At 58.2% G+C, this 13,667-nt stretch carries 14 protein-coding genes and 1 tRNA gene; all 15 read left to right on the forward strand.

Annotated features, from left to right (window positions below; all coding sequences use genetic code 11):
- Nucleotides 1-6 precede the first annotated feature (6 nt).
- Nucleotides 7-414 (forward strand): preprotein translocase subunit SecG, encoded by a 408-nt coding sequence (gene secG / locus RIFP1SYM_RS07730; protein WP_039960014.1) that lies wholly within the window; start codon nt 7-9, stop codon nt 412-414.
- 10 nt (nt 415-424) lie between these two features.
- A tRNA-Leu gene (locus RIFP1SYM_RS07735) sits at nt 425-509 on the forward strand.
- 191 nt (nt 510-700) lie between these two features.
- A complete protein-coding gene (locus tag RIFP1SYM_RS07740; RefSeq protein WP_005961572.1) occupies nt 701-1,057 on the forward strand; it encodes an NADH-quinone oxidoreductase subunit A in 357 nt (118 codons plus the stop codon).
- Nucleotides 1,048-1,524, forward strand: coding sequence for a NuoB/complex I 20 kDa subunit family protein (locus RIFP1SYM_RS07745; protein ID WP_005961574.1), 477 nt, complete (start codon nt 1,048-1,050; stop codon nt 1,522-1,524). The genes RIFP1SYM_RS07740 and RIFP1SYM_RS07745 overlap by 10 nt, the downstream gene beginning before the upstream one ends.
- Nucleotides 1,525-1,559: 35 nt before the next feature.
- Entirely contained in the window at nt 1,560-2,261 is a 702-nt protein-coding gene (locus tag RIFP1SYM_RS07750; protein WP_240991663.1) for an NADH-quinone oxidoreductase subunit C, read from the forward strand.
- Complete coding sequence (locus tag RIFP1SYM_RS07755; RefSeq protein WP_006474950.1) at nt 2,254-3,507, forward strand: NADH-quinone oxidoreductase subunit D; 1,254 nt, start codon at nt 2,254-2,256, stop codon at nt 3,505-3,507. The genes RIFP1SYM_RS07750 and RIFP1SYM_RS07755 overlap by 8 nt, the downstream gene beginning before the upstream one ends.
- A 9-nt stretch (nt 3,508-3,516) precedes the next feature.
- Nucleotides 3,517-4,023: an NADH-quinone oxidoreductase subunit NuoE gene (nuoE, locus tag RIFP1SYM_RS07760; RefSeq protein WP_005961580.1), complete on the forward strand. Its 507-nt coding sequence runs from the start codon at nt 3,517-3,519 to the stop codon at nt 4,021-4,023.
- Between the two features lie 4 nt (nt 4,024-4,027).
- Nucleotides 4,028-5,311 (forward strand): NADH-quinone oxidoreductase subunit NuoF, encoded by a 1,284-nt coding sequence (gene nuoF, locus RIFP1SYM_RS07765; RefSeq protein ID WP_039960009.1) that lies wholly within the window; start codon nt 4,028-4,030, stop codon nt 5,309-5,311.
- 17 nt (nt 5,312-5,328) lie between these two features.
- A complete protein-coding gene (gene nuoG / locus RIFP1SYM_RS07770) occupies nt 5,329-7,689 on the forward strand; it encodes an NADH-quinone oxidoreductase subunit NuoG (protein ID WP_005961584.1) in 2,361 nt (786 codons plus the stop codon).
- A 3-nt stretch (nt 7,690-7,692) separates the two neighbouring features.
- A complete protein-coding gene (gene nuoH, locus RIFP1SYM_RS07775; RefSeq protein ID WP_005961586.1) occupies nt 7,693-8,748 on the forward strand; it encodes an NADH-quinone oxidoreductase subunit NuoH in 1,056 nt (351 codons plus the stop codon).
- A 13-nt stretch (nt 8,749-8,761) separates the two neighbouring features.
- Complete coding sequence (gene nuoI / locus RIFP1SYM_RS07780) at nt 8,762-9,250, forward strand: NADH-quinone oxidoreductase subunit NuoI (protein ID WP_005961588.1); 489 nt, start codon at nt 8,762-8,764, stop codon at nt 9,248-9,250.
- 36 nt (nt 9,251-9,286) lie between these two features.
- Nucleotides 9,287-9,889 (forward strand): NADH-quinone oxidoreductase subunit J, encoded by a 603-nt coding sequence (locus tag RIFP1SYM_RS07785; RefSeq protein WP_039960016.1) that lies wholly within the window; start codon nt 9,287-9,289, stop codon nt 9,887-9,889.
- Between the two features lie 11 nt (nt 9,890-9,900).
- Nucleotides 9,901-10,206 (forward strand): NADH-quinone oxidoreductase subunit NuoK, encoded by a 306-nt coding sequence (nuoK, locus tag RIFP1SYM_RS07790; RefSeq protein ID WP_005961591.1) that lies wholly within the window; start codon nt 9,901-9,903, stop codon nt 10,204-10,206.
- Nucleotides 10,207-10,340: 134 nt separating this feature from the next.
- On the forward strand, nt 10,341-12,335 hold the full coding sequence (nuoL, locus tag RIFP1SYM_RS07795) for an NADH-quinone oxidoreductase subunit L (RefSeq protein WP_005961593.1): 1,995 nt from the start codon (nt 10,341-10,343) through the stop codon (nt 12,333-12,335).
- A gap of 20 nt (nt 12,336-12,355) precedes the next feature.
- A partial coding sequence (locus tag RIFP1SYM_RS07800) for a complex I subunit 4 family protein (RefSeq protein WP_039960011.1) occupies nt 12,356-13,667 on the forward strand: 1,312 nt, incomplete at its 3' end.

Raw genomic sequence — 13,667 nt, forward strand, 5'->3', positions numbered from 1 at the left:
AATCAAATAATGCAGACGATACTGGTAGTTTTTCATTTGTTTCTTGCCATCGGCCTGATAGGGCTGGTGCTGATGCAGCATGGCAAGGGCGCGGATGCGGGTGCCGCCTTTGGTAGTGGAGCCTCTGCCACTGTGTTTGGCGCACAGGGTTCGGCATCCTTCCTCTCCAGGGCGACAGCGCTGCTGGCGGCGCTGTTTTTTATTACCAGTATCGCGCTGGCCGTTTTTGCCAGCCAGAAACGCGAGCCTGAGGGTTTGATGGATGCGGTTGGTGATGCGCCGGCAGCGGTTATCGAGCAGCAGGAGAGTGCCTCAGATCTGCCAGTGGTGGCTGCGCCTGCAGCGCCTGAAGCAGATGTTCCTGTGCCCGCGGCGCTTGAAGCAGATGTTCCTAAGCCTGCAGGGGGCGAGTAAGACAAAATTTGCCGATGTGGTGGAATTGGTAGACACGCTATCTTGAGGGGGTAGTGGCGTAAGCCGTGCCGGTTCAAATCCGGCCATCGGCACCATCTCTGAACGGTATCATCGGAGTCTCGGTGACACCGTTTTTTTATGCCAGCAAAAGCGGTATAACTAATTGATATTAAAGAAAATATATAAAGTGACTAGCTTGACAGAGGGGGGTGTCTGCTTTAGACTTTTCGCCCCAGATAGTTCGTGCAAAACGAAAGGCTGATCGTCCGGAGGGGGCGGCATAATAATGCTAGAAAACTATTTGCCCATCCTGATCTTTGTTGGGGTGGCGATCGTGATAGGGGCTGTGGTTATCGGTATGGGTTTCCTGTTGGGAACGCGCAAGCCCGATAGCGAGAAGCTGTCACCCTATGAGTGTGGTTTCGAGGCCTTTGAAGATGGGCGCATGAAGTTTGATGTGCGTTTTTATCTGGTGGCGATCCTCTTCATAATCTTCGATCTGGAGATTGCCTTCCTATTCCCCTGGGCTGTGGTGCTGGAGAAGATCGGCATGGTCGGCTACCTGGCGATGATGCTGTTTCTCGGTATCCTGGTCATCGGCTTCATCTATGAATGGAAGAAGGGAGCGCTCGAGTGGGAATAGAAGGCATCCTTGAAGAGGGCGTGATCACCACGACAGCCGATAAGCTGATCAACTGGGCGCGTACCGGATCGCTCTGGCCAATGACGTTTGGCCTCGCCTGCTGTGCGGTAGAGATGATGCATGCGGCTGCAGCCCGTTACGATATGGATCGCTTTGGCATCGTATTTCGCCCCAGTCCCCGTCAGTCTGACGTGATGATCGTTGCCGGTACTCTAGTCAACAAGATGGCGCCGGCGCTGCGCAAGGTCTACGACCAGATGGCCGAGCCGCGTTGGGTGATCTCCATGGGTTCCTGTGCCAACGGTGGTGGCTACTATCATTACTCCTACGCGGTGGTGCGTGGCTGCGACCGCGTGGTGCCGGTGGATATTTACGTGCCTGGCTGTCCGCCCACCGCGGAGGCGCTGCTGTACGGGATAATCCAGTTGCAGGATAAGATTCGGCGTACCTGTACGATCGCCCGCTAGGTGGAGAGGATATGAGTTCTAACGAGCAATCACCGATGCAGCTGCGCCTCCAAGGATTGGTTGGGGATCTCGAGGAGCGTTTCTCCGCGCTGGGATGCGACGTCGTGCATACCCTTGGTGAGGTGACAATGCGGGTGCCGCGGCAACGGCTGCTCGAAGTTGCCGTTGCGCTGCGTGACGAAGATGTATTTCGTTTCGAAGAGGTCATCGACGTCTGTGGTGTCGACTACTCGACTTACGGTCAGGGCGAATGGCAGACCGAGCAGGCCTCAGCGCAGGGTTTTGGGCGCGGTGTCCAGCGGGATGCGGAGCTTCAGTTAGATGCCGAGGAACGTTTCGCCGTTGTCTACCATCTGCTTTCGGTGACCAATAACATGCGGCTGCGGCTGCGCGTGTTTGGTGATACTGGGCAGCCCGTGGTGCCTTCTGTGGTCGAGGTATGGCGAGGCGCTGACTGGTTCGAACGCGAGGCCTTCGATCTCTATGGCATCCTCTTCGATGGACATCCCGATCTGCGTCGCATCCTCACCGACTACGGTTTTATCGGCCATCCGTTCCGTAAAGATTTTCCTCTCATTGGTCAGGTCGAGATGCGTTACGACCCCGAGCAGCAGCGTGTTATCTACGAGCCGGTGAGTATCGAGTCACGCACCCTGGTGCCCCGCGTGGTTCGCAACAGCAACAGCAGCAGCGCTGCCGGTGAATCGCCTGAACAGCAGGACTCCGCTGATGCCTGAGATTCGCAACTACACCCTGAACTTTGGTCCCCAGCACCCGGCTGCCCACGGCGTATTGCGCCTGGTGCTGGAGATGGACGGCGAGGTGATCGAGCGCGCCGATCCGCACATTGGTCTACTGCATCGCGCCACCGAGAAGCTGGCAGAGTCCAAGCCCTATAACCAAAGCATTCCCTACATGGACCGCCTCGACTACGTCTCGATGATGTGTAACGAGCACGGCTATGTGCTGGCCATCGAGAAGTTGCTGGGGGTGGAGGTGCCACTGCGTGCGCAGTATATCCGCACCATGTTCGACGAGATTACCCGCATCCTCAACCATCTGATGTGGCTCGGCACCCATGCGCTCGATGTTGGCGCGATGACGGTCTTCCTCTACGCCTTTCGTGAACGTGAGGATCTGATGGACTGCTACGAGGCGGTCTCCGGCGCGCGTATGCACGCCGCCTACTATCGCCCGGGTGGCGTCTATCGCGATCTACCGGATCAGATGCCGCAGTACCAGCAGAGTCAGTGGACCACCGGCCGCGACGTGGGCCGGCGCAATGAGGCTCGGCAGGGTTCGCTGCTCGACTTCATCGGGGATTTCGCCGATCGCTTCCCAGCCCTGGTCGACGAGTATGAGACCCTGTTGACCGACAACCGGATCTGGAAACAGCGCACCGTCGGGATTGGTGTGGTCTCGCCGGAACGGGCGCTGCAGTTGGGTTTTACGGGGCCGATGCTGCGCGGTTCAGGAGTTGAGTGGGATCTGCGCAAGAAGCAGTCCTACGCCGCCTACGATAAGGTCGATTTCGATATCCCGGTGGGTGTCACCGGCGATAGCTATGACCGTTATCTGGTGCGCATCGAAGAGTTGCGCCAGTCCAACCGTATCATCAAGCAGTGCGTCGAATGGCTGCGCAACAACCCGGGGCCGGTGATGGTCGACGATCACAAGATTGCGCCGCCGAGCCGGTCTGACATGAAGGGCGATATGGAGGGGTTGATCCACCACTTCAAGCTATTCAGCGAAGGCTATTGCCCACCAGCCGGTGAAGTCTACGCTGCGGTGGAGGCACCCAAAGGCGAATTCGGCTGTTACATCATTTCTGACGGTGCCAATAAGCCCTACCGTCTGAAGATTCGTGCGCCGGGTTTTGCCCACCTCGCCGCGATGGATGAGATGGTTAAGGGGCATATGCTTGCGGATGTGGTGGCTGTGATCGGCACCATGGACGTGGTCTTTGGTGAGATCGACCGCTAGAGCTGTGAAATGAGCACGACAGAAGCAAACAACAAAGTGGAACTCTTCTCCTCTGAGGTGCGAGAAGAGATCGACCGTTGGGTAGCAAAATACCCGGCGGAGTGGAGGCAGTCTGCAGTGATGGCCGCACTGCGTATCGTCCAGGACGCCAATGGCGGCTGGCTGACCACTGCGCTGATGGACGACGTGGCTGCCTATCTCGATATGGCGCCGATTGCGGTCTACGAGGTGGCGACTTTCTACTCGATGTATGAGCTGAAACCGGTCGGCAAGCATAAGATCTGCATCTGCACCAACGTCTCCTGCATGATCAACAACTCCGATCGCATCGTCGAGCATCTGGAGAAACGTCTCGGCATCGGTCTCGGGCAGACCACTGAAGATGGCCGCTTCACTCTGAAAGAGGTGGAGTGCCTGGGTGCCTGCGGTGGCGCACCGATGATGCAGATCGGACGACAGTATTACGAAAACCTTACCCCCGAGATCGTCGATTCGATCCTCGATGGGCTGGAGTAGGCGGATGGCGAACGAAGTCTGTTTACGTAACCTCGATCAGGAGCGTCCCTGGCTACTGGAGCAGTACCAGAGCCGTGGCGGCTATGAGGTACTGAAGAAGATCCTCAAAGAGAAGACACCGCCCGAACAGCTCATCGAAGAGGTAAAGCAATCCGGTCTGCGCGGCCGTGGCGGCGCGGGCTTTCCCACCGGTCTGAAGTGGAGCTTTATCACCCGCAACGCACCGGGTCAGAAATATGTGGTTTGCAACTCGGACGAGGGCGAGCCAGGTACCTTCAAGGATCGCGACATCCTGCGCTACAACCCGCATCAGCTGATCGAGGGCATGATCATCGCCGGCTACTGCATCGGCGCTACCTGCGGCTACAATTACATCCGCGGTGAGTTCTGGGAACCTTACGAACGTTTCGAGGCGGCCCTGGAAGAGGCCCGCGCAGCCGGCTTGCTCGGTGAGGATCTGTTCGGTTCCGGCTTTGACTTTGAACTGCACGCCCACCTTGGCGCGGGTGCCTACGTCTGCGGTGAGGAGACCGCGCTGCTCGAGTCGATCGAGGGTAAAAAGGGGCAGCCGCGCTTCAAGCCGCCGTTTCCGGCCCACTTTGGTCTCTACGGCCGACCCACCATCATCAACAATACCGAATCCCTCGCCTCGATCCCGATGATCCTGGAGAAGGGCGGTAAGTGGTTCGCTGACGTGGGCGTAAAGAACAGCGGCGGTTCCAAACTCTTCTCCATCTCCGGCAATCTGAACAACCCCGGTGTGTTCGAGATCCCCATGGGCACCCCCTTCTCTGAGCTGTTGGAGATGGCCGGTGGCATGAAGGATGGGCGCAAGATCAAGGCGGTGATCCCCGGCGGTTCCTCCTCGCCGGTCATCCCCGGCGAGATGATGATGGATCTGACCATGGACTACGATGCCATCGCCAACGCCGGTTCGATGTTGGGCTCAGGCGCGGTAATCGTGCTCGACGACACCAACTGCATGGTCAGGGTGCTGGAACGCATGTCCTACTTCTACCATGAAGAGTCCTGCGGTCAGTGCACCCCCTGCCGGGAAGGCACCGGCTGGCTCTATCGAGTGGTGAGCCGGATCGAGAACGGCAAGGGTTGCCAGGAGGATCTGGATCTGCTGGATGATGTGGCTGCGAAGATCGCCGGACACACCATCTGCGCCTTGGGCGATGCGGCAGCAATGCCGGTGCAGGGCATGCTCAAGTACTTCCGGGATGAATTCCAATACCACATCGATCATCAGAGATGCATGGTCGGTAATGGCCAGACTCAGTAAAGGGACGAAGCACGCCAATGACTGAGGAATCCATGGTAACCATCGAGGTGAACGGCCAGCCGCTGCAGGTGAAGCCCGGCGCGATGCTCATCGAAGTCACCGATGAGGCAGGCATCAGCATCCCTCGATTCTGTTATCACAAAAAACTGTCGATCTCCGCCAACTGCCGCCAGTGTCTGGTGGAGGTGGAAAACGCCCCCAAGCCGATGCCAGCTTGCGCCACGCCGGTAATGGATGGCATGAAGGTGCAGACCCGCTCGCCCAAGGCGCTGGCAGCGCAGAAGGGCACCATGGAGTTTCTGCTGATCAACCATCCGCTCGATTGCCCAATTTGTGACCAGGGTGGTGAGTGTGAGCTGCAGGACGTGGCGATGGGCTACGGCAGTGATGTCTCCCGCTTTGCCGAGGGCAAGCGGGTGGTGCCGCAGAAGGATATTGGTCCGCTGATCGCCACCGATATGACCCGCTGCATCCACTGTACGCGCTGTGTGCGCTTCGGTGACGAGATCGCCGGCATCCGCGAACTGGGTGCCACCGGTCGCGGTGAGCACATGGTGATCGGTACCTATGTGGCGAAGACTGTCGATTCGGAGCTCTCCGGTAACATCATCGATCTCTGCCCGGTGGGCGCGCTGACCTCCAAACCCTTTCGCTTCTCCGCCCGCGCTTGGGAATTGGTCCAAGTCGAAGGCATCGCACCCCACGACGCAGTGGGTTCCAATATCAACCTGCATCTGCGTGGTAACCGCGTGATGCGGGTCCATCCGCGCGACAACGAGTCGATCAACGAGAGTTGGATCTCCGATCGCGACCGCTTCAGCTACGAAGGGCTGAACAGCGACAATCGCCTTACCAGCCCGATGGTGAAGAAGAATGGCGAGTGGCAGGAGAGCAGCTGGGAGATGGCGCTGGAGATGGCGGCCGCGGGCCTGCGTGAGGTGGGCAGTGGCGATCAGATCGGCAGCCTAGTGTCGCCCACATCGACGCTTGAAGAGCTCTACCTGGCGCAGAAGATCACTCGTGGTCTCGGCAGCAATCATATCGACCACCGCCTGCGCCAGGGCGATTTCCGCCTGGATGGCGCCGAGCCTGAACTGGCTTGGCTGGGCATGCCGATCGCTGATCTTGAACAGCTCGATGCGGCGCTGCTGGTCGGCTGCAATCTACGTAAAGAACAACCGATTCTCGGGCACCGCCTGCGCAAGGCGGTGTTGGATGGGGCGGATATCCGCTACATCACGCCGCTGCAGTTGGACCTGAACTATGTCGCCGAGCAACAGGTCTGCAGCCCGGCAGAGATGGTCAGTAGGCTGGCGGCTATCGCCGGTGCGCTGGGTGCCTCCACGGATGGCGCTCTGGGCAAGTTGATCAAGGCTGCCAAGGCGGATGAGGCTGCCAAGGCTGCAGCGAACGCCCTGAAGCAGGCCAACAATGCATGCGTAATGTTGGGCGCCCTGGCCTCGGCGCATCCCGACTACTCCATCCTCTGTGGACTCGCCGCGGCAGTGGCTGAAGCGGCAGCGGCGAAGCTCGCGTTGGTCCCCGCCGCCGCCAACAGTGTGGGGGCCCGGCTGGCGGGTGCGGCGCCCCATCTACTGCCCGGCGCGAAACGTGCTGCGGATTCTGGCAACGATGCGCTGAAGATGCTCAAACTGCCGCTCAAGGCCTATCTGCTGATGGGTGTGGAGCCGGCGGCAGACTGCTGGGATCCGGCTGTCGCCCAGTCAGCTCTGAAGAGCGCTGATCTGGTGGTGGCGCTGACCACCCATCGCACGGCCTCTCTCGACAGCTGTGCCGATATCCAGCTGCCGGTGGCAGCTTTCGCCGAGACCGCCGGTAGCTATGTGAATGCGGCGGGCGAGTGGCAGTCGTTCCGTGGTGCGGTCAAGCCACAGGGCGAGGCACGTCCGGCTTGGAAGGTATTGCGGGTTTTGGGCAATCTGCTTGATCTGCAGGGCTTTGACTACACCGCTTGTGAAGAGGTGCGCGACGAGCTGGCTGCAGTGTGCGACGGTGCGATCCCTGATAACCAGGTTGGCAGAGTCGAGTCGGTGGAGCTGGCAAGTGGCGGCAGTAGCCTGATGCGAGTCGGTGAGGTGCCGATCTACGCTTCTGATCTGCTGGTGCGCCAGGCCAAATCGTTGCAGCAGACCGGGGATGCCCGAGCGGCGCTGATTCGCGTGAATGGTAAGGTGGCGCGTCAGGCCGGGCTGGAGGATGGCGCCTCGGTGGTCGCTGATCAGAACGGTAACCGGGCCGAGTTGCTGTTGCAGGTGGATGAACGGGTTCCCGCTGGATGTGTCTGGATTCCAAGCGGGCTGGAGGGCACGCAGGCGCTGGGCCCACAGTTTGGCGAAGTGACCCTGGAGAAGGCGTAAGCGATGGAATTTTTTATCAGCATCTGGGAACTCCTGCCGGCGGGGTTGCAGACCCTGATCTGGACCCTGCTGAAGATCGTGGCGATCGTTGCGCCGCTGATGTTGCTGGTGGCCTACTTCACCTATGCCGAGCGCAAGATCATCGGCTACATGCAGGTGCGTGTCGGCCCCAACCGGGTCGGGCCGAAGGGCTGGCTGCAGCCGATCGCCGACGCGGTCAAGCTGATGTTCAAAGAGATCGTCATCCCGAGCAGCGCCAACAAGATCTTGTTCGTGATTGCGCCGGCGCTGTTTCTGGGGCCGGCACTGGCCGCCTGGGCGGTGTTCCCGTTCAGTGAGGAGCTGGTGCTGGCGAATATCAATGCCGGTCTGCTCTATATCCTGGCGATGACCTCGCTGGGGGTCTACGGTGTGATCATCGCCGGTTGGGCCTCCAACTCAAAATATGCCTTTCTTGGCGCAATGCGCTCCGCAGCGCAGATCGTCTCCTACGAGATCGCCATGGGCTTTGCTCTGGTGGGCGTGCTGGTGGCGGCGGGTAGCCTGAATCTGGGCGCCATCGTCAATGCCCAGCACGGCGGGCTCTTCTCCTGGTTCTGGCTGCCATTGTTGCCGCTGTTTGTGGTCTATGTAATCTCCGGCGTGGCAGAGTCGAACCGTGCGCCATTCGACGTAGCGGAGGGTGAGTCGGAGATCGTGGCGGGGTTTCATATCGACTATTCGGGCATGACGTTTGCTGCCTTCTTTCTCGCCGAGTACGCCAACATGATCCTGATCTCGGCGCTGACCGCGCTGATGTTCATGGGTGGCTGGCTCTCCCCCTTTGAAGGCTGGCCGGTGCTCGGTGCGCTGTTCGACTGGGTGCCTGGTTTTGTCTGGTTGGTGTTTAAGACCGCGTTCTTCATGTTTCTGTTTCTATGGTTGCGTGCGACCTTTCCGCGTTACCGCTATGACCAGATCATGCGGCTCGGCTGGAAAGTGTTCATCCCGATCACCATCGTCTGGATCGCAGTGGTGGGTCTGGCGGTGGTCTATCAGCTCCCCTGGTGGTTCGATTGAGAGGCTCTGACCAATGAATGCACTGACCAACTATTTCAAGAGCCTGTTCCTGCTGGAGCTGTTGCGTGGCTTGCGGCTGACCGGACGCTACCTGTTTAAGCGCAAGTTCACGGTGATGTATCCGGAGGAGAAGGCGCCAGTCTCGCCGCGCTTTCGTGGTCTGCACGCGCAACGTCGCTATGCCAGCGGCGAGGAGCGTTGTATCGCCTGCAAGCTGTGTGAGGCGACTTGTCCGGCGCTGGCGATCACTATCGAAGCTTCGCCCCGTGAGGATGGTTCGCGGCGCACCACACGCTACGACATCGATCTGTTCAAGTGCATCTTCTGCGGTTACTGTCAGGAGTCCTGCCCGGTGGACGCGATCGTCGAAACCCGCATCTACGAGTATCACTTTGAGAACCGAGAAGATGCGGTGATGACAAAACAGAAATTGCTGGCGCTGGGCGATAAGTATGAGGCCCAGCTCGCAGCAGATATCGAGGCCCAGGCGAGATATCGCTGAGCCTGGAAGATTAGCCAACCCGGTTGGATGACCCCGATGACCTTTGAAAAGATTGTCTTTTATGTTTTGGCGGCGCTCCTGATCTTTGCCGCCACGATGGTGATCACCCGGCGTAATCCGGTGCACTCGGCGCTGTTTTTGATCGTTGCGTTTATCGCAACCAGCGGGCTCTGGCTGCTGGCGGAGGCGGAGTTTCTCGCGATGACCCTGGTGCTGGTCTACGTCGGTGCGGTGATGGTGCTGTTCCTGTTTGTGGTGATGATGCTCGATATTGAGATCGCCACCCTCCGGGCAGGCTTTATTCGCTATCTGCCGGTCGGACTGGTGATGGCAGTGGCGATGGGCGCAGAGCTGTTGCTGGTGGTGGGACCACAGAACTTTGGTCTTGAGAAGTTTGCAGCGCCTGCGCGTCATGCAGCCGACTACAGCAATACAGAGGAGCTCGGCAGCGTGCTCTACACGGTCTATATGTATCCGTTTGAGATTGCCGCGGTGATCCTGCTGGTGGCGATTATTGCTGCAATCAGACTGACCATGCGTAAACGTCCCGAGAACAAGAGCATCGATCCATCCCAACAGGTGGTGGTGAAGCGTGCTGATCGGGTGCGGATGGTGCAGATGGACGCAGAGAAGAGTTAGGAGTTGGGTCTGTGATAGCGCTTTCAGATTATCTTGTAGTGGGTGCCATCCTGTTTGCCCTGAGCATTGCAGGCATCTTCCTGAATCGTAAGAACGTGATCATCCTGCTGATGTGTATCGAGTTGATGCTGTTGGCGGTCAATATCAACTTTGTTGCCTTCTCCCATTTTCTCGGGGATAGCGCGGGTCAGGTGTTCGTCTTCTTTATCCTGACGGTGGCCGCAGCAGAGGCGGCGATCGGGTTGGCGCTGCTGGTGGTGCTGTTCCGCAGCAGGCGCAGCATCAATGTTGAGGATATGGATGCCCTGAAGGGGTAGTGTGCGGCGCGGGTGCGCGATGTCGTGCTCCGCATGAATCAGAATGGCAAGGTGCAGAGCAGATTTCTGCAAATGGGCTGTAGTGGGCGTTCGGGGAACCGTTCGACCGGGGATAGCGTAGAAAACAGACAACCATGGAAAATATATACCTCATCATAGTATTGGCTCCTCTGTTGGGCGCCATTATCGCGGGTTTCCTTGGTGGCAGTATCGGTCGCAAGGGTGCCCACTGGGTGACCACCACGGGCGTTGGCATCGCCGCGCTGCTGTCGCTCTATACTCTGAAGCGCTTTGCGCTCGACGCTGAAGCGGTTTTCAATGGTCCGATTTACACCTGGATGGTGAGTGGCGGAATCAACATGGAGGTGGGCTTTCTGGTTGATCAGCTGACCGCCGTGATGATCAGCGTGGTGACCTTTGTCTCCTTCTGCGTGCATGTCTACACCATCGGTTACATGGCGGATGACGAGCACAACTGGCCGAAAGAGAGTCTTGCCGGGCGCAATAGCTACCAGCGTTTCTTCAGCTACATCTCGTTGTTCACCTTCTCTATGTTGATGTTGGTGATGTCCAACAACTTCATGCAGCTGTTCTTCGGCTGGGAGGCGGTGGGCCTGGTCTCCTATTTGCTGATCGGCTTCTGGTCGGTGCGTCCGACTGCAATCTTTGCCAACCTGAAGGCGTTTCTGGTCAACCGGGTGGGTGACTTTGGCTTTATTCTCGGCATTGCCGCGATTGTGATGTACTTCGGCAGTCTCGATTATCGCGAGGTGTTCGAGCTGGCGATGGATCCAAGCAAGGGCTTTGCCGACAAGCAGATCGATATCTTTGGCGGTGTCTCACTGATGTCGGCGATCGGTATCTTGCTGTTTATCGGCGCCATGGGTAAGTCGGCGCAGGTGCCGCTGCATGTCTGGCTGCCCGACTCGATGGAAGGCCCGACGCCGATCTCCGCGTTGATCCACGCTGCGACCATGGTCACTGCCGGTATCTTTATGGTGGCGCGTATGTCGCCGCTCTATGAGTTGTCCGAGACCGCGCTCAGTTTTGTGCTGGTGATCGGTGCCACCACCGCTTTCTTCACTGGCCTGATCGGCATAGTGCAGAACGATATCAAACGGGTGGTGGCCTATTCGACCCTGTCACAGCTGGGTTACATGATGGTGGCGCTGGGCGCATCGGCCTATGCCGCTGGTATCTTCCACCTGATGACTCACGCTTTCTTCAAGGCGCTGCTGTTCCTTGCCGCCGGCTCTGTGATCATCGGTATGCATCACGATCAAGATATCCGCAACATGGGTGGCATTAAGAAGTACATGCCGATCACCTACTGGACCTCGCTGATCGGTTCACTGGCGCTGATCGGTTTCCCCGGCTTCTCCGGCTTCTTCTCCAAAGATGCGATCATCGAAGCGGTGCACCACTCCAGCGTGGCGGGCGCAGGCTATGCCTATCTGCTGGTGGTGGCCGGGGTGTTTGTCACCGCGCTCTACAGCTTCCGCATGTTCTTTCTGGTGTTCCATGGCGAGGGGCCGCGTGATGAACATGCCAAAGAGCATATCCATGAGACCCCAAAGGTGGTGACGATACCGCTGATTCTGTTGGCGATCCCATCCGTTGGTCTCGGCTATCTGACTATAGAACCGATGCTGTTTGGTGACTGGTTCAGCGGTGTGCTGCATGTGTCAGCGCAGCATAATGTGCTGGCCGAAATGGGTGAGCAATTCCACGGTTCAGCAGGCTTTATCCTGCATGGCATGATGGGGCTGCCGTTCTGGTTGGCACTGGGTGGTTTTCTCACCGCCTGGTACATCTATATGAAGGATCCGTCAATTGCCGAGCGGATCAAGTCGAAGGCAGCGCCGCTCTACACTCTGCTGGATAAAAAGTACTGGTTCGATGAGGCCTATCAGCTGGTGTTTGCCGGTGGCAGCCGCCTGATCGGTAAGCTGTTCTGGTTTGTCGGTGACCGCACTTTGATCGATGGCCTGCTGGTCAACGGATCAGCGCGCAGCGTGGGCTGGATTGCCGGTGTGGTGCGGCATGTGCAGACCGGTTACCTCTATCACTATGCGATTGCCATGATTCTGGGTCTGCTGCTGATGCTGACCTGGTTCGTGATTGTATAAGAAGACGAAGGATACAAAGCATGATTGCGGATTGGCCAATCCTCAGCCTTACCGTTTGGCTGCCTATCATCGGCGGCGCCGTGGTGCTCGCCAGTGGTGATCGTGAACCTAATGCAACTCGCTGGACTGCACTGATCATTGCGCTGCTCACCTTTATCGTGAGTCTGCCACTCTGGTTCGGCTTCGATAGCTCGACCGCCGAGATGCAGTTTGTCGAGCGCGCTGCCTGGATCCCTCTGCTCAATATCGAGTATTACATGGGCGTCGATGGCATCTCGATGCCGTTGATCGTGTTGACCACCTTCATCACCCCTCTAGTGGTGATCGCCGGTTGGGAGGTGATTCAGTACAAACCCTCACAATACATGGCGGCCTTCCTGATCATGGAGGGTGTCATGGTGGGCGTCTTCTCTGCCCTTGATGCGATGCTCTTCTATGTATTCTGGGAATCGATGCTGATTCCGATGTTCGTCATCATCGGTGTCTGGGGTGGGCCGAATCGCGTCTACGCCACCATCAAGTTTTTCCTCTACACTTTTCTTGGCTCAGTCTTCATGCTGGTCGCACTGATTTATATGTTCTTTCAGTCGGGCAGTTTCGAGATCCTCGGTTTTCATGACCTCAAGCTGGGCCTGAACGAACAGATCCTGATCTTTATCGCCTTTCTGCTGGCGTTTGCCGTGAAGGTGCCGATGTGGCCGGTCCACACCTGGTTGCCGGATGCCCATGTCGAGGCGCCCACTGGCGGTTCTGTGATCCTGGCGGCGATCATGCTGAAGATCGGAGGCTATGGCTTCCTGCGCTTCAGTCTGCCGATCACACCCGATGCCAGTCACACACTCGACTGGCTGATCATCGGTATGTCGTTGATCGCGGTGGTCTATATCGGTTTTGTTGCGCTGGTACAGCAGGACATGAAGAAGCTGATCGCCTATTCGTCGATCGCCCATATGGGGTTTGTCACCCTCGGCTTCTTCATCGTCTTCACCATATCTTCTGGTTCCAGCGATGCCTCCGGTGCAATCCTCGGTGTTGAGGGTGGCATGGTGCAGATGGTCTCCCACGGCTTTATCTCAGCGGCGATGTTCCTCTGCGTGGGGGTTCTCTACGATCGACTGCACAGCCGTGAGATCGGCGACTACGGTGGTGTGATCAACACCATGCCGGTGTTTGGCGCCTTCATGGTCTTCTTTGCCATGGCCAATGCAGGTCTGCCTGGCACCTCCGGTTTCGTCGGCGAGTTCATGGTGATTCTGGCCAGCTTCCAGGCCGACTTCTGGTATGCCTTCCTGGCGGCGACCACGCTGATCATCGGCGCGGCTTACACCTTGT

This window comes from endosymbiont of Riftia pachyptila (vent Ph05), assembly GCF_000224455.1.
Lineage (GTDB): Bacteria > Pseudomonadota > Gammaproteobacteria > Chromatiales > Chromatiaceae > Endoriftia > Endoriftia persephonae.

Excerpts from the sequence above, each read along its gene's own strand:
- RIFP1SYM_RS07740 (WP_005961572.1), top strand. The coding sequence starts at position 701 with ATGCTAGAAAACTATTTGCCCATCCTGATCTTTGTTGGGGTGGCGATC.
- RIFP1SYM_RS07750 (WP_240991663.1), top strand. The coding sequence starts at position 1,560 with ATGCAGCTGCGCCTCCAAGGATTGGTTGGGGATCTCGAGGAGCGTTTC.
- RIFP1SYM_RS07755 (WP_006474950.1), top strand. The coding sequence starts at position 2,254 with ATGCCTGAGATTCGCAACTACACCCTGAACTTTGGTCCCCAGCACCCG.
- nuoE (WP_005961580.1), top strand. The coding sequence starts at position 3,517 with ATGAGCACGACAGAAGCAAACAACAAAGTGGAACTCTTCTCCTCTGAG.
- nuoF (WP_039960009.1), top strand. The coding sequence starts at position 4,028 with ATGGCGAACGAAGTCTGTTTACGTAACCTCGATCAGGAGCGTCCCTGG.
- nuoG (WP_005961584.1), top strand. The coding sequence starts at position 5,329 with ATGACTGAGGAATCCATGGTAACCATCGAGGTGAACGGCCAGCCGCTG.
- nuoH (WP_005961586.1), top strand. The coding sequence starts at position 7,693 with ATGGAATTTTTTATCAGCATCTGGGAACTCCTGCCGGCGGGGTTGCAG.
- nuoI (WP_005961588.1), top strand. The coding sequence starts at position 8,762 with ATGAATGCACTGACCAACTATTTCAAGAGCCTGTTCCTGCTGGAGCTG.
- RIFP1SYM_RS07785 (WP_039960016.1), top strand. The coding sequence starts at position 9,287 with ATGACCTTTGAAAAGATTGTCTTTTATGTTTTGGCGGCGCTCCTGATC.
- nuoL (WP_005961593.1), top strand. The coding sequence starts at position 10,341 with ATGGAAAATATATACCTCATCATAGTATTGGCTCCTCTGTTGGGCGCC.